The sequence below is a fragment of the Chryseobacterium sp. CG10_8 genome, from assembly GCF_058117085.1.
In genome coordinates this window covers 78,648-101,191 of record NZ_JBYVEB010000001.1, presented here as the reverse complement: position 1 = coordinate 101,191, position 22,544 = coordinate 78,648, and the positions used below count along the sequence as shown (strand labels likewise).

Here is a 22,544-nt window from a genome sequence, read left to right as displayed (position 1 = left end):
GATACTAATTTTGCACCACCTTAATCAACAAGATAAGCGTAAAGGTTTCTTAGCTCAGTTGGTAGAGCAACGGACTGAAAATCCGTGTGTCCCTGGTTCGATTCCTGGAGAAACCACGAGAAATTCAACAATTTCAAACAAAATCCCTTAAATCTCAGTATTTAAGGGATTTTTGTTTTTTGGACGTATCAAAATAATCCAAATTTTCTCAATCTAATAGGTGTCCTTCTCGGTGACCTACACTTTTTTAAACTTTATAGGTAACCGAATTTCTCACAAAAGCTTATCAATAAGGATGTAGAGCATTTGAACATCTTGATTGCTAAGGTCACCAAAAGTAATTTTAACCTATAAAGTCACCACTATGAATGCGAAAGTTTCGGTATTATTCTATGCCAAAAAATCCAAAGTAAAATCCAATTCCAAAGTTCCAATTTACCTCAGAATTACCGTTGACGGAAAGCGTGCGGAATTTTCTACAGGTAAGGACGTAGATGTTTCCAAATGGAGTTCCACACAAAATCGTTTAAAAGGCAATTCTGAAGAAGCAAGAACCTTAAATAAGTATTTTGATGTATTACAATCCAAAGTGCTTGAAATCGAAAATAATTTGGTAATGTCGGGCGAACCTTTTGATGCTACAGACATTAAAAATATGCTTTCAGGCAAAAAACAGGAAGAACGGTATTTAATACCGATATTTCAAGATCACAATAACAGGATGGAAAAGCTCATCGGGAAAGAATATGCATTGGCGACACTTAAAAATTTCAGAACCTGTTTAGCGCATTTGAAAGAGTTCCTGTGGAAATTCTATCGAAAAGCTGATATACACCTCAACAAAATCGAACCCTCATTCTTAAATGACTTTGATTATTTTTTACGGACAAAAGTCAATATCAATAATAATTCTGCGGTTAAGCATACCAAAAATTTAGGAAAGATTCTGAAAATTTGCTATCATAATAGCTGGATTGAAAAGGATTTGGTCATTTATTACAAAGGCAGATTTAATGAGGTCAATGTCAATTTCCTTAATGAAGAAGAAATCACGGCAATCAAAAACAAAGAGTTTTCTGGAAAAGGACTGAATTTGGTTCGTGATATTTTTATCTTCAGTTGTTATACAGGTTTGGCATATATTGATATATACAACCTTACAAAAGACCAAATTTCAAAAGGTGTGGACGGTAGTTTGTGGATTTTAACGCATCGACAAAAAACCAAAACTACATCAAACGTTCCTTTGCTCCCTATTGCTGAACAAATCATTACCAAATATGAAAATCATCCTGCTATTTTGCAATCGGGAAAACTTCTACCAGTTTATACCAATCAAAAAGTAAATGAATATTTGAAAACCATTGCTGAAAATTGCGGAATCAATAAGAAACTGACTTTCCACTGCGCGAGACATACTTTTGCAACTACGGTAACATTAGCAAATAATGTATCTATGGAAAGTGTGAGCAAAATGTTAGGTCATAAAAGCATAAAAACCACACAGCATTACGCCAAAATTCTGGATGCAAAAGTAAGTGAAGATATGCAAATGTTAAAAGCGAAGTTAAATCCAAAAAAACAATCTATTTCGAAAGTGATATAGAGTTTTCCTTCAAACTTTCCAACTCCTTTTTCCTTTGTTTGATAAAATCAGTCGGTCGTATTCCGTTAATCTCTAAAAACTGGTCAGAAAAACTTTGTCGAGAACCGATACCGCAACTTTCGGCTAAACCTTGTATGGTAAGTTTCAGAAAATGTTGGTCATTATACATTTTTTGTGTTATGTAATTGATACGAATCGTAGCAAGATACTTGTTGAAGTTGCCACCTTTTGCATCATTAATATACTGAGATAAGTAAGTGGTATTGGAGCCGAATTCCTCTGCAAGTTGGGAAAGACTAATATTTGGTTTTATAAAGTCTTCCGATTTCTCAAAGTTTTTTATTTTCTCGTCCAACTCTGTAAAAAGGTCTTCGTTTATTGTGGATTTTGTCGATGTAACACGAGTGTTATTATTTGGGGCTGCAAATACGGTAGGTTGCAATTGCAGGCGTTGTTCCAAATTCAGGTATTGGGTTTTTATTTCCTTCTCTCTTTTATAGTACTGCCGAACCAAGTACCCTAAAACAATTAAAGAAATTGCTAAAAAAGAAATCGCCCATAATCCCCAAGCATTTTTTTTCTCCAAACTATCCTTAGCATCTTCCAATATCTGGGTATCATAATCCTTATGGATTTTTGCAGAAAGATAGGTGAAATCTTTATTGATGATACTATCCACTTTTATTAAACTCTTGGTGTAACGGAGTTCCTGTTCCTGATTATGTTCACTCTTCCAATATGTAATCAATTCTTCGTAATTCTCCCGAAGTTCCGGAGTTATAAACTGGTGTTTTATAAAAATAGAATCTACCTTTTCAAATTGTTGAATGGCTTTAGCTTTTTTACCCAATCCAAGATAGCTTTTCCCAATATAAAAATCAGCTACTGAAACCCAAGAAAAATCATTATTCTTTTTTAAAGTAGGTAATGCTTCGTTGAGGTTGGTAATAGCTTTATCGTAATTCCTATTTTGAAAATCTAAAATCCCTTCAGATTTTAAAAAATAAGCCCTTTCAAGCGGAAACTCTGTGGTATTTTTGGTGAAATTCAAACCCTTTTGCACCAAAGAATTCGCCGTTTTATATTGCTCTAAATTTCTATAGCACACGATGGATTGGTGCAAGCTGTTAAGGTATCCTTTGCTGTTATTATAGATTTCATTGGGGTGCTGGCTTCCTTTGGTTTTAGGCTCAAAATAGGCGATACATTCTTTAAAATGTTCCAACGCTTCATCATAATAGCCCAAGTAGCTTTTTACCAATCCCATTTGATAAATCACTTTGTATCTCAGATATTCATCTTTGCCATTCTCACTATATTGGTAGGCTTTGAGATATTCCTTTAAAGCCGATTTATAATTCTTAAAGTAAAAATAATAGAGACTGCCTTTATATAGATATGCCTCGGATAATTTGTCATTACTATTTGTTTTATGAGCTGCAACAATGGCACTATCGGCATATTTTAATTTTACTACTTTAGATTTTGAATAGTATGAAAGGTCTTCAAATCCTTGTACTAATTCTGGATTATTGCTTTCTTGCTTAGCTTTCGTAATATAGTATTCAACAAAAGGGATCGCTTTTTCGTTATTTTCTTCCAAATTTTCATAAGCATTTCTCAACTGTTCATAGTCGGTTTGTCCCTTTGCTTTTTCATAAAAAAATAACAAAACAATACAAATAAATATAAAATATGCTCTTTTTAGTGGCATTTAATCCTAATTCTTGTTTAGATACTAACAAATTTAACCAAAATAGATGAGATAATTTGGAAACCTGCAATTATTCATATCGATTCTAAACTATTTGTAATAATTTGAAAATCAATGTAAAACAAAAAACCAACCGTCAAAATTTATAAATTCGGACGTCCAAGTTCTTAAATTCAAGTATGACGACCACCTTTTGTTGCAATTTTTTTCTGTCCCAAATACCTTAGTCCAAGAATTCTGAACAAAAAAATCTCGGTGCCGGGATAAACTTTAAACATCAAAAAAATTAACATTATGAAAAAGTTTATCTCATTAATTATAGGAGTAGCAGTCTTGGTATCAATTTCAAGTTGTAGAGAAGCGGACGAATGGACAACAATAGGAAATATTCCAACAGCGGCTGCAAATATAGAAAGTAATACCACGAATACCATATCAGAATCTAAAACTGGAGGAAAATCAAGTAACACGACCAATGATGATGAAAATCCGCCTAAAGACAAAATAAAGTGGTAAACGTAACATAAGACCTTGGCAAACTGTCTTATGCAAAATTGAGTTATGAAAAGAAACACACATTCATTTTACATTTTAGTATTCTTCTTTATAGGAATTTTCTCTTATGCACAAAATGCATCTGAGAAAGTCTCTATTGAGAAAACCGACACATTAAACACTAAAGAGATTCAAGAAGTAATTTTAAAGGGACAACGCAAAAAACAGTTTGCAGACCACGCCAACTATACTTTTGATAAAGAAGCATTGGAAAAAGCAAGATATGCAAAAGATTTGTTGACCACTTTGCCAGAACTTCAGTTAGATCCAATTTCTAATACAGTTACAAGTATTAAAGGAGGTACGGTTTTGTTTCTTATTAATGGAATTGAGGCGAGTGATAACCAAATCAAAAGTATTGCCCCAAACAATGTGGTGCGGGTAGAATATTTTGATATTCCACCTGCAAGATATTCTCAGCGTGCAGATACGGTGGTCAACATTATAACTAGAAATCCAGAAGTTGGTTATTCTTACGGTGCAGATGTTACCTCTGCTTTAACAACAGGATTTGTTAATGGTTCCGCTTATGCGGGTTATACCAAAGGGAAGAATGATTTTGGTTTGGAGTACTCTATCAATTTAAGAGATTATAGCGACCGTATAGTAGATAAGACTTATGATTATTATTTGAACAATATTCATTATCGTTCAGATGAACAACAGAAGGATCATTTTGGTTATACAAATCAAAATATTGTATTGCGGTATGCCAATGTAATACCTGAAAAGCATACTTTTCAGAGCAAATTAAGTTTTTTTATTAATTCTAATTTTGTACATGGTAAAGGAAATAGTGTGTTTACGGAAGGTTCTTCATCAGAAAATCATAGTACAATTCATAATTCCGGATCTAATTATACAGCTCCTACTTTAGATCTGTATTATTCAAAAAATATAGGAAAGAAAGATGAACTAAGTTTAAATTTAATCGGCTCTTATTACAATACTAAATCTAGCCAGTTTGATCATGAATGGATAACTGACACTGGAAACGATGTTTTTAATAATGATATGAATCTGAAGGCAAAGCAGACGGGAATTGTTGGTGAAATAGCTCACGTTCACAAGTTTGAAAAAGGAAATTTAAGTTCCGGTTACAGAATTACAAATACCAATATTGAGAATGATTTGGTTAATCTTCTTGGAGCTTCCAATTATTCGGTTAATTATCTTGAACAATATATTTATAGTGAATATTCAGGCAAAAAAGATAAATTTTCTTATCGATTAGGATTTGGCCTTACAAACATTCATAACAGAAGTGCTGAAACCACCCAAGACGATTGGGCACCTAATCCAAAAATTACTTTAAGCTATGATTTACAAAAAAATCAAACGATTAGACTTTATGCCGATTATGGCATTCACAGTCCAAGCGGTGCCTATTTGAGTAAAAATATTATACAAGTTGTACCTAACATAGTACAATATGGAAATCCATACCTAAAAAATTATGAAGATTACTATGGAAGTATTCAATATAATTTCAACAATAAATATTTTGATTTCAATACAATTTTATTTTATGAATATAAACCTGATGCTTTTAACCAATTTTTTGTAGCAACAGATGAAGGATTTGGACTAACATATGAAAACACAAAATATACACGAGATTTGGGTTTACAGTTTTCAGGAACATTGAAGCCTTTAGGAAACAAGCTTCTCGTTTTGAAAGTATTTATAGTCCCCGCAACAACAAAACTGAAAACAAAATCAGATCAAGAAATTGTTAATAAACAGGTTAGAAACAATTTTATTATATCATCTGAATATAAATCGTTTTATTTTCAATATCAATTTAATTTTCCAACCAATATGTTGTATGGTGCTTTTTTGACAAGTACTGAAAATGCCAATAATTTCTTTGTAAGATATAGCTTAAAAGATTGGACTTTTTTTTCTGGATTGTATTGGATGGGAATGCCATCAAAATATAAGACGAAAAGTCTTCCTGAAAGTTTGGTAGAATATAATAGAGAATCTCGTATCTATGATAACAAAAATATGCTGGTATTTGGATTGAGTTATGATTTTTCTAGCGGAAAAAAATTGAAAATACAAAAGAAACTTAATAATAATACAGCTCCAGCTACAACTTTTTAATGATTTTCACATTATCTTATTTTTAGTGCGCAATATAAATAGGACATGTTTAAATATCGCTTTCTTTAAAGCAAAAAAATAAATTTTAACTTCCAAAAAATTATCAAAATGGAAAATAAAAATCAAAACAAAAGATTCCAAGAGCTTGCTAAAAAAGTACAAACTCTTTCTGAAACTCAAACAGGAAAACTGAAAGGTGGTTTTTCGACATTTACTGCAAATGTTGCAATTAAGGATCCAACAAATGTAAATGTTGATGTTGCAAGTGGTCACACTTGTGCTTGTGCTTGTTCATAAGTCAAACAATTTAGGCTGCTTTTGTTGAAAGCAGCCTTATTTTACAAATAAATCGATATGAAAAAAAGTAAATTTAATACGATAGTTAATTTTGATAATTTAGTTATCCTTCATAATTCATATACTAATAAATTTTTATTAATAGAACAGTTCCTGTATGATATGTATAATTCGGTAAGAACTGAGGTAGATTTTGAAGAATTAAACGATGTTCATCCAGAATTTTATGAAGCATTAGTACTTAATGGCTTTTTTTTAGAAAAAAACATCAATGAATTAGAAAATGTTAGGGAGCTTATCAATACAGTGGATAATCAGGATGAATATTTTCATCTCATAATTAATCCCACTATGAATTGTAATTTTAAATGTTGGTATTGTTATGAAACTCATGAAAAAAAGTCGCAATTAAAAGACGAAACAATACAAAATATAGAAAAATTAATTGATAATATTTTAACAAATAAACCAGACTTAAAATACATTGTATTATCTTTCTTTGGCGGGGAGCCATTATTGTTTTATGATAAAATGATAAAGCTTATTAAAGGAGCTAAAACAATTACTGATAAACATAATAAAGGGCTCGAACTAGCAATTACTACTAATGGACTTCTCATTAATGATAAAATTATTAATGAATTAAATAATTATAAAATCTCTGGTTTTCAAATTACACTTGATGGAAATAAAGAAAAACATGATCAAGTAAGATATGTATCAAAAAAAAGAGGTTCATATGATAAGATAATACAAAATGTTAGGGCCTTGGCTCAAAATAATATGTTTGTGACACTGCGAATAAATTATACAAGAGAAAATTTAATTGGTCTTGAAAGTGTTATTAATGATTTAGAGAGTTTGGAAGATACTGCAAAAAAAAATATTGCGTTGTCAATGCAAAAAGTTTTCCAAGAACCAAATTCACAAGAACTCACAGATATGGTAGATAATTTTAAATTTTATGCAAAAGAAAAAGGTATCAATCATCGTAGTGCATTATTATCTGACACTCTAAGAAATTCTTGTTATGCAGACAAAAACAATCAAGCTGTCATTAATTATAATGGAGATGTTTATAAGTGTAATGCTAGAGATTTCAATCAAGCCAATAAGGAAGGTATATTAAATACTAAAGGAGAAATAATTTGGAATGAACAACATAATAAACGACTTATTCCTAAAATGACTAACAAACCATGTCTAGAATGTACTATCTTACCAATCTGTGGGGGAGGCTGCAGCCAAATGATCGTTGAAAATGTTGATAAAGATTACTGTGTGCATAACTTTGATGAAAACAGTAAAAAAGAGGTTGTGTTACGTATGTTTTTAGATGAAGAATTAATTTAATGGTGTTTTTTTCTCAATATGACCAAATGGACTGTGGTCCCGCTTGTTTAGCCATGCTATCTTCTTGCTATGGTAAAAACTTCGGTTTGCAATATTTGCGAGACAAAAGTTTTATTACACGGGAAGGCGTATCATTGTTGGGAATAACCGAGGCAGCCCATAAAATAGGTTTTAAAACGGTTGCCGCTAAATTAGAAACTAAAGACTTTACTAATGACCTCTTGCCTTGCATTCTTCATTGGAATCAAAATCATTTTGTAGTGCTGTATAAAATTTCAAAAAATATTTTTTATAGAAAACCAATATACAAAATTGCAGATCCGGGACACGGTTTTATCTCTCTTTCGGAAGAAAAGTTTGAAAAAGCTTGGTTTTCAGATGGTAATAAAGGCATTGCACTATTTTTAGAACCCACAGAAGAATTTTATAAACAAACACCTCCGCAGGAAGAAAGACTTTCTGCCAAATATCTGCTCAATTATTTAAAACCCTATAAAAAGCAGATGTTCCAACTCTTTTTGTTGTTGCTTCTTGGTACAGTTACAACTTTGGTTTTTCCCATTCTTACCCAAAAACTAATAGATGATGGGGTTAACAAAAAGAATCTTTCAGTAATTACCTACATTCTTCTCGCACAGTTGGCATTTTTCTTTGGTAATATTATTTTCGGGATATTCCGCAATTGGATTATGTTGGTAATGGGTACCAAAATTAACATTCAAATTATCTCAGATTTTCTCAAAAAATTATTAAAACTTCCCATTAAGTTTTTTGATACTAAATTGATGGGTGATTTCAACCAACGCATTCAAGACCATGAGCGGATAGAAAGTTTTCTAACATCACAAAGCTTATTAACGTTGTTTTCTATGATTACCTTTTCGGTATTCTTCGGCGTGTTATGGTATTATGATTTCCGCATTTTAGCAGTTTATATGGTGTTGACGGTTGTATCTGTTATTTGGTCTCTGTATTGGATGAAGAAAAGAAAAATTTTAGACTACTTCCGTTTTCAACAAAGAAGCGAGAATCAGGAGTCCATATACGAAATTATTAATGGAGTTTCAGAAATGAAACTCAACCAATTTGAGGATTTTAAACGTAAAGAGTGGGAAAATATTCAGCAAAAATTATTTAAAATCAATATTCGTATTCTAAAGTTAGACCAGCTTCAGCTTTCTGGTTTTGATTTTATCAATCAACTCAAAAATATTGTGGTTACTTTTCTCGCCGCTTCTTTTGTGGTAGAAGGACACATGACGTTGGGAGCGTTACTCAGTGTATCTTACATTATCGGACAAATGAATTCTCCAGTAAGTCAATTGATTAATTTTTTCCGCTCATTACAAGATGCCAGACTAAGTTTATCCCGCCTCAATGAAGTTCAAAACCACCCTGAAGAAGAACAGAAAAATCAAGTTCCTTTATTAAGCAAAAAATATACAGAACAAAACGGTATCGAAAAAGGGATTTACTTTAAGGATGTTTCTTTTCAATATGAAGGCCCACAATCTCCTTATGTACTTAAAGATATTAATTTATTTGTTCCAGACGGTAAAGTAACCGCCATTGTTGGTGCCAGTGGAAGTGGTAAAACCACATTAATGAAAATGCTTCTTAAATTTTACGAACCTGTAAAAGGCGATATATTGTTTAATCATCTTAATATTAATGAGATTTCGCCAACAGACTTGCGTAAAAATTGCGGAGTGGTAATGCAAGATGGTTTTATCTTTTCCGATACCATAGAGAGAAACATAGCCACAAGTGATGAGAATATAGATTATGAAAAACTCGATAAAGCATTAGCGACCGCCAATATCAAATCTTTTGTGGAAGATTTACCTTTGGGGTTAAACACCAAAATCGGTGCTTCTGGTAATGGAATTTCAGGAGGTCAAAAACAAAGAATACTCATAGCAAGAGCGGTATACAAAAATCCCCATTTTATTTTATTTGATGAAGCCACCTCAGCTTTAGATGCAGAAAATGAAAAAATAATTCACGATAATTTACAATCATTCTTCAAAGGAAAAACGGTAATTATCGTGGCACATCGTCTTTCTACGGTAAAAAATGCTGACCAAATTATCGTTCTTAAAAATGGAGAAATTGTAGAGCATGGCAATCATCAGGAATTAGTAAGCAAAAAGGCGGATTATTATAACCTTGTAAAAAATCAATTAGAACTAGGAAATTAAAAAATCATTAAGAATGAAAAGTATTTTAATCGGATATGACTTAAATGCTAAAGGTCAGAATTACAATGAAATAATTGATGCGATTAAATCATTAGGGTTGTGGTGGCATTGCTTGGATAGTACGTGGATTGTTAAAACAAATTTTACTCCAGAACATATTAGGAACACGCTAAGTCAAAAAATTGATAGTAATGATGAATTATTGGTTGTAGAATTAGTTCGAAATGCAGCATGGTTAGGTTTTGATAAAAATTGTGCTGATTGGTTACAAGAAAATTTATAAGTATGAGTTACAGATACAGAAATCCCAGTACAATTTTAAGTCCAAGAGATGCCGTTTCAAAAGTTGAAGTTATTTTTGATGATGGAGAATACAGCGTTGCTAAATTAACTTGGTATGGAGAAGAAAAATTAGGAATCAGATGGAATATAGGGTTGCGCGAATGGGATAATCCAGATAAAAAATCGGGTATTAAGGAGTGTTTAGGGGTGCCTACATCTAGGAGTCATCCTACTTGGTTTATTTTGCCGGACGCTTTTACTGATGCTGATTCAGAGGTTTTAAATAAACTTCAAAATATTCTTCTTGAAAAATAACAAACAAATTGATGATAGTTTGTTGAAATTTATTAAGATTAGGAAGAAACTCTCAAAAAAGGACTAAAACAATCGGTCAAAATTCATAAATCATAGCACAATTTAAGTTTTTTGACATGTAATCCGTAATTCTCAAATCGTAATTATACCAAGTGCAGGAATATTTTGAAAATATCATTGATACCCTTCGGGAGAACATTCGGGAGCTGTCCATGGAAATTGATAACCCTATTGTGTTTTCAGAATCGGCAATGGTATTAAGTTTGGAAACTTTGGAGAAAGTCAAAGGATATCTTTTAGCAAATCCATTTCAAAATACGGAAGCTGAAATTGACTTTTTCAAAAATATCAAACCAAGGATTCTCTCTAAGCTCATTTATCACAATGATGTTTTCCGAATGGAAACCAAAAAGCCGAGCGGAGGAGAAAAAATTACTCGAAAATATTACGAAGCTCAATTGGCAACACTCAAGACCTATTTTGAGAACAATCTGGAGTTTTACAGGTACTATCGTACAGGATGCACTTTCTTGGATAATCATTATTTTGTTAGAGGAAAGTATGACATCAAGCTCAATTTAGACACGCACTTTTTTGAGTCCGACCACTCTTTTACTACTTCTCACGATTATATAGTTTCCAAAATTATTGCCAATGATCAGTTGCAGGTGTATATTGAACATCAGTTGTCCAATTTGTACAAAATTCATAGCTCAGAGAACAAGCCAATGCTATTTTCCAGTCTAAAATGGACAGCACCAAAAGTTGCATTAATTGAGTTATTGTATGCCTTACACGCTGAAGGTGTTTTCAATAACGGAGCGTTAGAGCTAAAAGAAATAGCCGAAAATTTTGAAAAATTATTCAATGTCGATTTAGGACAATTCCATCGAGTATTTTTAGAAATCCGAATCCGTAAAGCATCCAAAACCAAATTCTTAGATGCACTCACTCAAACACTAAACAAAAGAATGGATGATGCGGACGAAAATTAATTCCCCTGTTTCGTGGGGTTGTCATACGCTTTGCATATGACTCGAGGTGTTTAAGAAATTATAATTAAAAAATATGGGCTATCACATTGTTAATTTAGAGAATAATCAGTTACAACATTTGTATGTTCAGCATGAAAGCGAACTTGCTGACATTGAATTCATAAAGGAAGACACTATTATTTATCAGGGTGAAGAGAGTTGGAGTCCAGTCAGAATTGGCGATTCTGATAAATTCAAGTATTACAGTGAAGACTGGTTTAGGGCAGGATTGAAGGCTCAGAGAATTTTTAAAGAACAAGCAAAATTACACGAGTTAATCGTTGAGGACTTAAGCCAAGATGCTAACAGTTTTAAGCAATATTTGCTAGAGAAAAAATATATTCCGATTAAAAGAGGTGACTTTTTGATTAGAAACTACGGAAATCTCGAAATTGAAGTCAAGTGCAGAAATTTTTATAAAGATAAGGGAGAGAATTTCTTTTATTTCAAATGCGAAGATTTAGAAAGACACCTCAATATGCAAAAGTTTACAAAAACTCCAATTTTATTGGCAGTATATGACCGATCGGAATTGGAAAACACAGATGTTGAACCATATTTTATAGCAATTGAATTGGTAAATGAAAATAAGAAGAACTTCAAAAAAACTTATGTCCGCAAAAACAAAGTTGGTTATTGCTATCAAATCCCTATTTCTATAACCATAAAAAGCTTTTCATACATCAAAGAATATTCAAATTATTTTTTTCACAACTTGTGATTTTGCAATTTGGTCTGATTTTACAACTCTAAAAAGTCATTTTTAAAAATACTTTTTAGAGTTTTTTGTTATAAAAAATTGTTCACAACTTCGGTTAACATTGTGATAAAACACCATAAAAAGGAAGAAACTTTGTGGTCATCAATTTTAAATATCCAAAATTATGGCACTCGAAGTATTAACTAAAGAAGACCTTCAAGAATTCAAAACCGAATTATTAGGAGATATTAAAAATCTGTTACAAGTCAAAACCACACAGCAAAAATTATGGCTTCGCTCTTCAGAAGTCCGAAATTTACTCAAATGTTCTGCTGGAACATTACAAAATCTTCGCATTAACGGTACGCTACGCTTTTCCAAAGTAGGCGGAACATTGTATTACAATTACCAAGACATCGAAAAAATGCTCAATCAATAAATCGTCATTGCGAGGTACGAAGCAATCCTTTTTCAATTCTCAATTAGAAAAAATGAACTACATCCGACATCTCACAGGTTTTTATGACAAAATCCAAGCTGATGAACGCTTGAATCCAACGCATATCAGTTTGTACTTGGCATTGTTCCAATTTTGGAATCTTAATCACTTTCAGAATCCGATTAGTATTTCCCGAAACGAAATGATGAGGTTAAGTAAAATATCAGCACTGGGAACCTATCACAAGTGCATTAACCAACTGCAGGAGTTTGGATATATCGAATATATGCCATCATTCAATCCGTACAAAGGTAGCTTAGTAATGCTTTATAATTTCGAAAATCCAGACGTTCAAAATTTGAATAAGAAGAATACCAAAAAACAAATAACCTCTGTACAAGCATTAGACCAGTACCCTATCAAAAACAATACAGCTAATGAACAAGCATTGATACCTTCTAAAAACAATACAAACATTATAAACAATATACATAGTGTAAACACAAAAAGAATGAATGAGTTACATTTTGAATCTGAAGATTATGAAAAAGAAAAGTTGCGCGAAAAGAAAAGTTCAGAAACTGTCATTGCGAGAAATGAAGCAAAGCGAAGTAAAGAATCTCAATTTAGAAAACCTCAACTTCCCGAAATCAAAATGTATTTCGCCGAAAAAGACGTATCTCAAGAAGAAGCCGAAAAATTTTTCAATCATTACGAAAGCAACGGTTGGCTCGTTGGTGGCAAATCCAAAATGAAAAATTGGCAAGCTGCAGCGAGAAACTGGATACTAAATTCCAAAAAATTCAACGTCATTGCGAGAAGAGAGGAACGAACGACGAAGCAAACCGTTACTACAAAACCGGACCACCTCAACGCTACCACCAACAAATCATACCAGGAAAAACTGTAGTCATTGCGAGGAAGAATGACGAAGCAATCCCAATATATCATCACCACAAATGCAACTCCCAACCAAAGAAATCCATATGTCCTACGATTACAAGGAAGTCGTGGCTTACCTCATCAAAATTGGCAAACAATTTTTGGGTAAAAGCTTTCATATTCCGGAAAATGAACGTGGAATTATTTTCGGTATTTTGGCTTGGTTTCTCGAAGATGAATTAGTAGCAAACGAAATGAATATCGACCTTAACAAAGGAATTCTTCTGAGTGGTCCTATCGGATGTGGAAAAACGACACTACTCCAGTTGATGAGAAAACTACCATCAAAAAGAAAATCTTTTGGTGTGGTTTCTACTCGACAAATCGTTTCAGAATTTATGCAATCCGGTTACGAAGTTTTAGAGAAATATTCTCGAGGTAATTTGAGTCACGACACCAGAATACCACGAATGTTGTGTTTTGACGACTTAGGTACAGAAACCACCTCAAAATACTTCGGAAACGACTGTAATGTTATGGCAGAAATTCTGCTCACTCGTTACGAATTATTCAAAGAAAAAGGAATCATCACGCACATTACAACCAATTTAACGGCCGGTGAAATAGAATCCATTTACGGAAACCGTCTCCGCTCCAGGATGAGGGAAATGTTCAATCTATTTGGATATGATGAAAACTCATACGACAAACGGAGTTGATACGGACTTACTTCGAATTTTTAATGATATTTCAATGACTAAAAATACAAATCGTTGCTTCCTCACTCTGCATATTGCTTCACAATATTTGGGATTCGTCGCTCCTTTATTGTATTTTTAATCAATCCATATATTATTTATCTTTGTATTTATGAACAAAACGCGACAAAATACACTTTTTCAGTCGGTTAAGTACCTTATTGAAAAGGCAAAATCCAATTTGGTTCGAAATATCAATACAACAATGTTGTTGACAAATTTCGAGATTGGAAGAATGATTGTTGAAGATGAACAAAACGGGAAAGAACGTGCAGATTATGCCAAAGAAACCCTTATAAATCTGAGTTCGCAATTGACAAAAGAATTTGGACGGGGCTATTCTACTTCGAATCTGGAATATTTTAGAAATTTTTATTTGACTTTTCAAAATAGAATTTCCCAGACAGTGTTTGGGAAATTGGAAAAATCCCAAACACCGTTTGGGATTTCTGAAGTATTTCAAAATTACGCAACACCGTCTCGTATTTCTCAAAATTCTCAGTTAGCGACTGGGGAATTTCAAATTCCTTTCACATTATCTTGGTCACATTATATCCAATTGATGAAAATTCAGAATGATGATGAACGAAATTTTTACGAAATAGAAGCTACTCAAAATAACTGGAGTGTTCGGGAACTTAATAGACAATATAACACTTCACTTTATGAAAGATTGGCTTTAAGCAAAGATAAAAAAGCAGTAAAAAACTTAGCCGAAAAAGGTCAGATTATTGAAAAACCAACAGATGTACTAAAAAGCCATTATGTTCTGGAGTTTTTAGATTTAAAGGAAGACAATCGTTATACTGAATCCGATTTAGAAACAGAAATCATCAACAAATTAGAACATTTTATGATGGAATTAGGGAAAGGTTTCTTATTTGAAGGAAGACAGCGAAGATTTACATTTGAAGGCGATAGTTTCTATGTGGATTTGGTTTTCTACAATCGATTACTAAAGTGTTTTGTCTTATTTGATTTAAAAATTGGAAAGCTCACACACCAGGATATTGGCCAAATGCAGATGTATGTCAATTATTACGATAGAAAAATAAAACTTCCCGAAGAAAATTCGACCATTGGCATTATTCTTTGTAAAGAAGAAAATAAGACGGTCATTGAGTTTACACTTCCTGAAGACAACAAAACCATTTTCGCAAAAGAGTACAAATCCATACTTCCAAGCAAAGAAGAATTACGAAAACAAATTGGTTAATAAGATGTTATGATTACAGGTCGTTTAAAGCTAATAGAACAGCAAATTTTTGGCATTGACAGCTCTACTTTTCAAACATTATGTGATGCTTATTTGAATTTAAGAGAAAAGAATATTTTAAGTTTAAGTAGAGTTGGAAGTCAATTTGGTAAACAAAAAACGATTAAAGGAACACCTGATACTTTTTACAGAACTGCAACAGGAGAACTTCGATATGTTGAGTTTACAACAAAATCAGATGATGTTGCAAAGAAACTTATAGAAGATATTGAAAAATGTCTTGATTCTAATGTTACTAAAATTAGCAGAAAAGAGATTGATAAAATTTTACTATTTCATAATTCAAAATTATCTACAGAACAAGAAAGTACCGTATTTTCTTATGCAAAGGAAAAAAGAATACGCGTTGAATTAATAGGATTAGATAAGCTCGCATTGGATATTTATTCTGAATATCCTCTATTGTCAAAAGATATTTTGGGAATTCCACTTGAAACAGGCCAGATATTACCAATATCTAAATTTATTGAAGAATACAACAATAAAGGTGGAAATTTGTCAACCCCTTTAGATAATATTTTTCTTAACAGAGAAAATGAATTAGCAATATCACAACAGATTTTGCAATCAAAAGATTTATTTATTATTTCGGGTTCTGCAGGCGTTGGTAAAACAAAATTAGGTTTGGAAATTCTCAATAATTTTATTTCTGAAAATGTGGATTACACGGCATTTGTTATAGCAAGAAAAGATGTTGACATATGGGAGGATTTACGTATTCAGTTGCAACACGATAAAAATTATATACTCTTAATTGATGATGTTAATAGACAAATAGCAAATCTTTCTCAGATACTAGGTATATTCAAAGAAAATAGAAAAGGAACATTGAAGTTGGTATTAACAGTGAGAAATTACGCCTATGATGAAATATTAAAACATTGTACTGATTTTGAACTAGAAACACTTACACTTAAAAAGTTTACTGATGAAGAAATAAAAGCACTGATCAGCAGTGATTCTTTTAAAATAAAAAATGTTCAATATCAAAATAAAATTTTATCGCTTTCTGATGGAAATGCAAGATTGGCAATTATGGCTTCTAAACTTGCTTTAGAAAAACAAGTTGCGTTTCTTACGGGTGGAGTTTATAATTTATATGATATCTATTTTCAAACATTTATTAAAGATTTCGACTTGTTCAAAAATCCAATTTTATTAAAATCCATTGCGATTGTTTCCTTTTTTTATACAATAGAAAGGGACAACAAGGATTTTATTGAAAAATTATTAGTATCCTTCAATTTAGAATATATCGACTTTCAAGAAGCGATTGAAGAGCTACACAATAGAGAACTTGTTGAAATTAAAGATTCCTATGTTAGAATTTCTGAACAAGTAATGTCCACTTATTTTTTCTATAAAGTATTTATTAAAGAAAAAATTCTGTCCTTCAATGTATTGTTATTCTCTTACTTTAATGACTATAGTAACAGGTTTAAAGAAACTGTAATACATTCCAATAATACGTTTGGATATTTTGAGGTTTTAGATAAAATTAAACCAGATATTGATAGCTATTTCGATACTTATTATAATGATGATGATAGAATTTCGAAATTTATAAAACTGTTTTGGTTTTACAAAAGAGAAGAAACGTTGTCTTACCTTTACAATAAAATAGAGAATATAGGTTGCGATAAGGTTCCTGCTTACATATCAAGCTATGAGACCAACGAATTTGTCCATCCAAAAGATGATATTCTTCCTTATTTAACACCTTTTTTTACAAGTTATACCAATGATAGTTTTATTCCTGCTTTAGAACTGGCATTTGAATATGCTAGAAAAAAAGCCACTGCTTTTCCAGAATTAATTAGACGGATTAAAGAACACGCAAGTTTTGACGATGACGACGAATTGAACAATAATTTTGAAAAGCAAAGCAAGTTAATAGACTTATTGATTAGTAAAACTAAAGAAGGTTTAGAGCATTACACTGAAGCATTCTTAGGACTAGCATCAAGTTTTTTACCACATATTGATAGAATTTTTAAATCTGGCAGAAAGGGTAATTCCTTCGTACATTATAACTATTCCCTTCCTCTTACCAATAAAGTTAAAATCATCCGTCGGAAAATTTGGAAACAGATTATTTTACTATACAATAAATTTCCCGAAAGAATCCCAATGATTATTAATGATTATAAGCCTCATTATGGTGATGTTAGTAAGGAAGCACTAGTTTTTGACTTAGGTTTTATTTTACCGTTTTTAGAAAATATCTTGGAAAAAAAGAGTTTTAAAAATATTTACTTCGTACATGAATTTGTTAAATGGTTAGATGGTCAGGAACTACAGGATAAAAGTTATAGAAGTTTACTTAAAATATTTCAAAGCCAAGAATTTAATGATTTTAAAATATTTGATTGGAACTACCATAGAGGAAAAGCAGATTATGATTTTGAAAATCATACTGACTTTGAAAGACTAAAGTCAAAGGATATTAAAAAGCATTTTACATTCTCTACACCTGAAGAATTTACAAAATTCATAAATACAATTAATAACAGTCTCTTAATATCTGATGATGCATATCAAATTCAGCAACCGATAAATACAATTTTAGAAGCAAATATTGAAAAAGATAAAGAATTAGGCTTTGCATTATTTTTATGTTTCTTAAAGAATCTTCCTGATAGTAATTTTCCTATTCCTCATAAAGCGATGCCTTTAATTGTTAGGGATAAGAATCATTATGATAAGCTTTGGAAGTTTTTAAAAAAGTGGAAATCGATAAATGCTTTACGCTTTAGATTAGCTTTTTTTGAAATGCTTCCTGAAGAGTTTATTGATGAAGAATATACAAGTGCTGTAATTCAAGTGATAAAAGGCATTAATGCACAATGCTATATTAACTTTGATATGTTTCTTAAGTTTGAAAAAATAGACTCTAAAATATCTTATATAATTTTAGAAACCGTAATTAAGAAAAAGAAAAATGGCATTCGTATTATTTTAGATCATTATTTTTTTAAAGAGTTCTCAACCAAATTCATAACTGAAATTGAACTACTAGAAGAGTTATATTTGTTTGAATATACCAATTATCCTCAAAATTTTGATTATAAAAGAAATGGATTAAAAGAAATACTGAAAATTGATAAAGGGTTTATCTATAAATATATTGAACTTTTTTATGATAAAAATGGATACAGAAATTTAAGCCATAAAGATGAATTGGGATTTATTTGGGAATTGTATAATGATGCAGAAATTGAAAATATATTTAATGCTTTGATTGAAAACAGGTGTTTCTTTGGTATTGGTCAAGAGGGTACAGATATGTTTTTTAAAAATATTAAAGAGGAGCAAAAGTTCACTGCATTATCTTTTTTAAAGTATTACATGGTTAAATATTGCAGAAATACGGATAAGGTAAATTCTGTTATTAGTTCGATTAGACACTACTTTTCAAACGATTTTGAAAAATTCCTTCTACTTTATTTAGAACACAATACAAGTGCTGACGATTTTTCAAAAATTTGGTGGCGTGGCAATGGTGGCACGATAGTTAATGGTAATGTAAACCTTGGTGAATTAAGGAAGAATGATTGGCAGAACATATACAATACGATAATCAAAAGTAAAAATCAACTTGAATTAATCCCAATAAAAAACAGAGTGAAGCAAGAAATTAATTGGGCGATTAAATATGCTGAACAAGAAAGATTGCGTAATTTTTTATATCCGGATTATTAAATATCTTCGCCTTTCCACAGCAAGTTACATAATGAACATTATACGCACAGCCACCGCTTCGGGGATTGCTTCCGCTACGCTACTGCAACTGCCATAGTGCAATGTGCCTATAATGTGGCATTATGTAAAATGCTTTCCTTTGTTTCGGGCATAGCCCTTCACAGCCTACGCCTTGCCAACGCTTTTAAACCCACCCACCCAATGTAGCGGTGCACAAAAAATGATGCAGATAGAGTAGGTTACAACCCTGTTCCTACACCAGCTTCACCACCAGTAATATTTTCAAGCAAATAAAAAAATATTCCGTTGGTTCAGCAGGTTTCGTCACCGCACACAGCCGTATTTCATACTGAAGAAAATAGCTTTTTCCAAACGCCAACAACAACACACCGGCAACCATCATCAAAAAAAGCATTTTCTTTCAGCATTCTATACCGCTGTCTTTTCCACCGCTTTTCATTTTCCTGTCTCAAATCTCGTGTCTCACATCTTGAATCTATCGTCAAGCATCATTTTTGTGCGAAGTGTTTTACCCGTTTTTGCCACCTCTTCCCTTCTGCTTTTCCAACCTTCTCCAAATTCCCTTATTCCAAACAACGCAAGCTTATGTTTGCAATGCAGTCACCGCACGCAGGAGTATATCGCCCAAGAAAATCCCAACTACCATATACCCCTGCCTTTTCCATCGTTCACCAATCCTTGCCAAACCGCTTCCCACCGCTTTTTTATCATCTTTTGAAAGTTCAGTCCACCTACAAAAAGTAAAAAAAGCAAAGCAAGTTAGGGGGCTTCCAAATGCCAACCGCTAAGTTCTGTAAAGGTCAAGCACTCCGTGTTTTTGCAAAAAATTTTAGAGCCTATTCTGAAACCTTTATTCCAATTCATTTACAGATAATACAATTGAGTATTCAGTAAAAAAAATTTTTCCAAAAAACCTTGACAGAACGCCCCGCCCCCTAAAAAGAGGGCTTTCTTTTTTTCTTTTTTTCTTTTTTTTTCGGTTTTTTTTCTTGGTTTTCTTTTAGAAATATTTCGACGGAGCATCAATTTTTAAAACCCAAATTATGCTTAATTTCAAAGTACGCACGTACAATTCCGAAAAGGAAACGCCTGAAAATTCAATTTTCATTTTGTCAAGAGGTCGCAATGCAGGAAAACCTTTGTTTGAACCTTGCCCGAACTGCTTTATTCTCTACTGCAGAACTCAGTCCGAAAGAGAAAACCTCTATTGGACGTTTTACACACTCTGGAAAAATGTTTTTTTCTGTCCATATCTCTGCGGAAGTGTTATTGAGATGCTTCGCCTTTCAGAACTCAAAAAAGTCCTTCAGAATTGGATTATTCCAAGCCTTACCAAGTTGGAAGAAAACGAAAAAATCTTGCAGAACATCAAAAATCTTTATTATTTAGAACAAAAATATTCCAAGCAGTTGGAGCAACTTTCCGAACTTCGAGCAGTTCTCGTCCAAAAGTATTATTACAAAATATAGCACTTTTTGAAATATTATTTTGTAAATTTATATCACAAATAATCAACAAAATTTTAATATTATGGCACTTAAACCTGGACCCAAAAGAATTGCGGACTCAACCGGTAAACCTGATAAACGTCAAAGGGATAACAAAGAAACTCCTGGCAATACTCCCTCTTTAAAACCTCCAAAAAAACAACAAAATAAAAAGTAATTTTTAACAAACTAAAAAGCCTCTCAAAAAACTGAGAGGCTCTTTTTTGTTCCCAAGTCACCACAACTTATTTCGAGAACTTATTTTTCAAAAATTTTATCAGATATTTAATAAGCAAGGTTGCTAAGAAACTGGAAATTCCACCGACGATTCCCAAAACTACAGTTTCGGCAAGGTCTTGCTGTTGGATGTTGACAAAAATAGGAATTAAAGAGCCAAAAGCCGTGCTTACTTTTGTCGAGTTATCCACAAAATTCATAGGGATTATTCACCTTTGACAGCGGTTTGGCTCACTGCTCCCACAATACCACCTGCAACGGCTAAATATCCCGCTACTTTTACCATAATAACAGGTAATGCAACGGGCGAAGCCACCACAACAGCACTAATTGCGGTTAGAGCTAGTCCAATATTTCTGATTTTCTTGAAAAAATTGGGAGTTGGGGACGTGATTCTTTCAAATATTTGTTTCATTGTTTCGCTTTTTTAATGGTTAATTCAATCACAAATCCCTTTTCCAAATAGGGATAAATGGTACTTTTCAAATGTTCAAAAGCAATCCGTGAACGGATTCCTTTGCCTTCTCCAGTGAGTTCACTTACTGGAGCAATACAGCCGTTCAATTCTTTCAAAGCATTATTGGCAGGATGAAACAGAATCAGATCTCTGTTTTTAACGTTATCAATTTCCAAGTGCCATTTGAATTTGCGGCTGTATCTTTTTCTCAATCTGTACATTCCTTCAGGAATACAGGAAACTCTTCTTTGGTTGTCTTTCCAAGGCAATTCTATGGTATTGCAAAGCTTTAAACCAATAAAGAAAAGTTCCCCGTTTGTTCCGTTGGAATGATAGTGGCGTAAAAGCTCCAATTTCATTACAGTCCAACGACTTTAATAATTTGCAAAGCGTTGAAAGCTCCGTTTTTCAATGGATATTTTTCGCCGTTGACTTCCTGAAAAAATTCCACACCTAACACCAAAAACAAAGGATGTGTAGAATTTTCGGTTAAAGGATTATCCAAACTAATTACCGCCGTTGGCGTGGTATCCCAAGCCAAGATGGCACTTTCTGAAGATGAGGTGCTGAAAGTTTCATTTTCGAAATCGATTTCCATTCCTGCAGCTACCAATTTGAAATGAGTTGTTCCACCAGGAGCAGCAATATCCACACTCGGAACAAAAGATTCAAAATCGACTTTTGCATCACCTGAAACACGGTCTAAAGTGGAAGTTACGGGAGTATAAAGCGTGTTTCCTAACTTTCCGTTGATGTTAAAATCAAACCCCAAAAGTAATTCCGCCTCGCCATCAATTACGTTTCTTTGTCCTCTTGGATTGGTAGAATCCATTTGAATAACCTGGACCATCTTCTGGGTTAATCGACTTACCATTCTACCATCAGATGAATTTTGGAGCAAAGCTCTAATTGAATTTCTAAGAACTTTTCCAGATTTTCCAGCTCTTCCAAATTCAGAACCATTTTCACGAGTCCTTTGGAAAGCAGGATCATTTTTAATTCTCTCAGCTGATACACCACCTTTTTCTCTAGCCAAATAACCATCTTGAGATTTATAGAAAGTTATTCCGCCAATGGTACCGTCTAACTTAATAATACTTTTTTGTCTTGCCATTTCTT

21 protein-coding genes and 1 tRNA gene are annotated in these 22,544 nt (G+C 32.5%); 18 read left to right on the top strand and 4 right to left on the bottom strand.

All coding sequences use genetic code 11. The annotated features are described in order from the left end of the window. Positions 1-43 precede the first annotated feature (43 nt). Positions 44-116, top strand: a tRNA-Phe gene (locus AC4AGG_RS00455). Between the two features lie 248 nt (positions 117-364). Continuing rightward, on the top strand, positions 365-1,606 hold the full coding sequence (locus AC4AGG_RS00450) for a site-specific integrase (RefSeq protein ID WP_489769995.1): 1,242 nt from the start codon (positions 365-367) through the stop codon (positions 1,604-1,606). Here AC4AGG_RS00450 and AC4AGG_RS00445 read toward each other — a convergent pair. Continuing rightward, the gene (locus tag AC4AGG_RS00445) at positions 1,587-3,320 is read right to left on the bottom strand and encodes a helix-turn-helix domain-containing protein (protein WP_489769994.1); all 1,734 of its coding nucleotides are present in this window, start codon (positions 3,318-3,320) and stop codon (positions 1,587-1,589) included. The genes AC4AGG_RS00450 and AC4AGG_RS00445 overlap by 20 nt on opposite strands. Before the next feature lie 294 nt (positions 3,321-3,614). On the opposite strand from AC4AGG_RS00445, the gene AC4AGG_RS00440 reads away from it, so the two are divergent. The 16 genes from AC4AGG_RS00440 (at position 3,615) to AC4AGG_RS00365 (ending at position 20,909) form a co-directional block, all read left to right on the top strand. Then, positions 3,615-3,836, top strand: coding sequence for a hypothetical protein (locus AC4AGG_RS00440; protein WP_489769993.1), 222 nt, complete (start codon positions 3,615-3,617; stop codon positions 3,834-3,836). Between the two features lie 45 nt (positions 3,837-3,881). Next, positions 3,882-5,984 carry a TonB-dependent receptor plug domain-containing protein gene (locus AC4AGG_RS00435; RefSeq protein WP_489769992.1) on the top strand — a complete coding sequence of 701 codons (2,103 nt, stop codon included), beginning with the start codon at positions 3,882-3,884 and terminating at the stop codon, positions 5,982-5,984. A gap of 108 nt (positions 5,985-6,092) precedes the next feature. Further along, complete coding sequence (locus AC4AGG_RS00430; protein WP_489769991.1) at positions 6,093-6,281, top strand: hypothetical protein; 189 nt, start codon at positions 6,093-6,095, stop codon at positions 6,279-6,281. A gap of 57 nt (positions 6,282-6,338) precedes the next feature. Beyond that, on the top strand, positions 6,339-7,634 hold the full coding sequence (locus tag AC4AGG_RS00425; protein ID WP_489769990.1) for a radical SAM protein: 1,296 nt from the start codon (positions 6,339-6,341) through the stop codon (positions 7,632-7,634). Further along, the gene (locus AC4AGG_RS00420) at positions 7,634-9,835 is read left to right on the top strand and encodes a peptidase domain-containing ABC transporter (protein WP_489769989.1); all 2,202 of its coding nucleotides are present in this window, start codon (positions 7,634-7,636) and stop codon (positions 9,833-9,835) included. The genes AC4AGG_RS00425 and AC4AGG_RS00420 overlap by 1 nt, the downstream gene beginning before the upstream one ends. A gap of 13 nt (positions 9,836-9,848) precedes the next feature. Then, positions 9,849-10,118, top strand: a complete 270-nt coding sequence (locus AC4AGG_RS00415; protein ID WP_489769988.1) for a hypothetical protein — start codon at positions 9,849-9,851, stop codon at positions 10,116-10,118. A gap of 2 nt (positions 10,119-10,120) precedes the next feature. Next, the gene (locus AC4AGG_RS00410; RefSeq protein WP_489769987.1) at positions 10,121-10,432 is read left to right on the top strand and encodes a hypothetical protein; all 312 of its coding nucleotides are present in this window, start codon (positions 10,121-10,123) and stop codon (positions 10,430-10,432) included. A gap of 152 nt (positions 10,433-10,584) precedes the next feature. Further along, positions 10,585-11,427 carry an RteC domain-containing protein gene (locus AC4AGG_RS00405; protein ID WP_489769986.1) on the top strand — a complete coding sequence of 281 codons (843 nt, stop codon included), beginning with the start codon at positions 10,585-10,587 and terminating at the stop codon, positions 11,425-11,427. Positions 11,428-11,500: 73 nt separating this feature from the next. After that, positions 11,501-12,187: a hypothetical protein gene (locus tag AC4AGG_RS00400; RefSeq protein ID WP_489769985.1), complete on the top strand. Its 687-nt coding sequence runs from the start codon at positions 11,501-11,503 to the stop codon at positions 12,185-12,187. A 163-nt stretch (positions 12,188-12,350) separates the two neighbouring features. Then, positions 12,351-12,605 carry a helix-turn-helix domain-containing protein gene (locus tag AC4AGG_RS00395; protein ID WP_489769984.1) on the top strand — a complete coding sequence of 85 codons (255 nt, stop codon included), beginning with the start codon at positions 12,351-12,353 and terminating at the stop codon, positions 12,603-12,605. Between the two features lie 52 nt (positions 12,606-12,657). Then, entirely contained in the window at positions 12,658-13,515 is an 858-nt protein-coding gene (locus AC4AGG_RS00390) for a transcriptional regulator (protein WP_489769983.1), read from the top strand. 49 nt (positions 13,516-13,564) lie between these two features. Further along, positions 13,565-14,206, top strand: a complete 642-nt coding sequence (locus AC4AGG_RS00385; protein ID WP_489769982.1) for an ATP-binding protein — start codon at positions 13,565-13,567, stop codon at positions 14,204-14,206. Between the two features lie 151 nt (positions 14,207-14,357). Then, positions 14,358-15,461, top strand: a complete 1,104-nt coding sequence (locus AC4AGG_RS00380) for a PDDEXK nuclease domain-containing protein (RefSeq protein WP_489769981.1) — start codon at positions 14,358-14,360, stop codon at positions 15,459-15,461. 9 nt (positions 15,462-15,470) lie between these two features. After that, on the top strand, positions 15,471-19,223 hold the full coding sequence (locus AC4AGG_RS00375) for an nSTAND3 domain-containing NTPase (RefSeq protein ID WP_489769980.1): 3,753 nt from the start codon (positions 15,471-15,473) through the stop codon (positions 19,221-19,223). Positions 19,224-20,287: 1,064 nt separating this feature from the next. Beyond that, complete coding sequence (locus tag AC4AGG_RS00370; RefSeq protein WP_489769979.1) at positions 20,288-20,713, top strand: DUF6943 family protein; 426 nt, start codon at positions 20,288-20,290, stop codon at positions 20,711-20,713. A 61-nt stretch (positions 20,714-20,774) separates the two neighbouring features. Next, positions 20,775-20,909: a hypothetical protein gene (locus AC4AGG_RS00365; RefSeq protein ID WP_489769978.1), complete on the top strand. Its 135-nt coding sequence runs from the start codon at positions 20,775-20,777 to the stop codon at positions 20,907-20,909. Positions 20,910-21,173: 264 nt separating this feature from the next. Here the strand turns inward: AC4AGG_RS00365 and AC4AGG_RS00360 are convergent, their stop codons facing one another. From AC4AGG_RS00360 to AC4AGG_RS00350, 3 genes are read right to left on the bottom strand one after another with little or no spacing between them, the layout of a single operon-like run. Then, on the bottom strand, positions 21,174-21,383 hold the full coding sequence (locus AC4AGG_RS00360; RefSeq protein ID WP_489769977.1) for a hypothetical protein: 210 nt from the start codon (positions 21,381-21,383) through the stop codon (positions 21,174-21,176). Next, positions 21,380-21,784, bottom strand: a complete 405-nt coding sequence (locus tag AC4AGG_RS00355; RefSeq protein ID WP_489769976.1) for a DUF5675 family protein — start codon at positions 21,782-21,784, stop codon at positions 21,380-21,382. Before AC4AGG_RS00355 ends, AC4AGG_RS00360 begins: the two co-directional genes overlap by 4 nt. Continuing rightward, the gene (locus AC4AGG_RS00350; RefSeq protein ID WP_489769975.1) at positions 21,784-22,539 is read right to left on the bottom strand and encodes a hypothetical protein; all 756 of its coding nucleotides are present in this window, start codon (positions 22,537-22,539) and stop codon (positions 21,784-21,786) included. The genes AC4AGG_RS00355 and AC4AGG_RS00350 overlap by 1 nt, the downstream gene beginning before the upstream one ends. Positions 22,540-22,544: the final 5 nt, after the last annotated feature.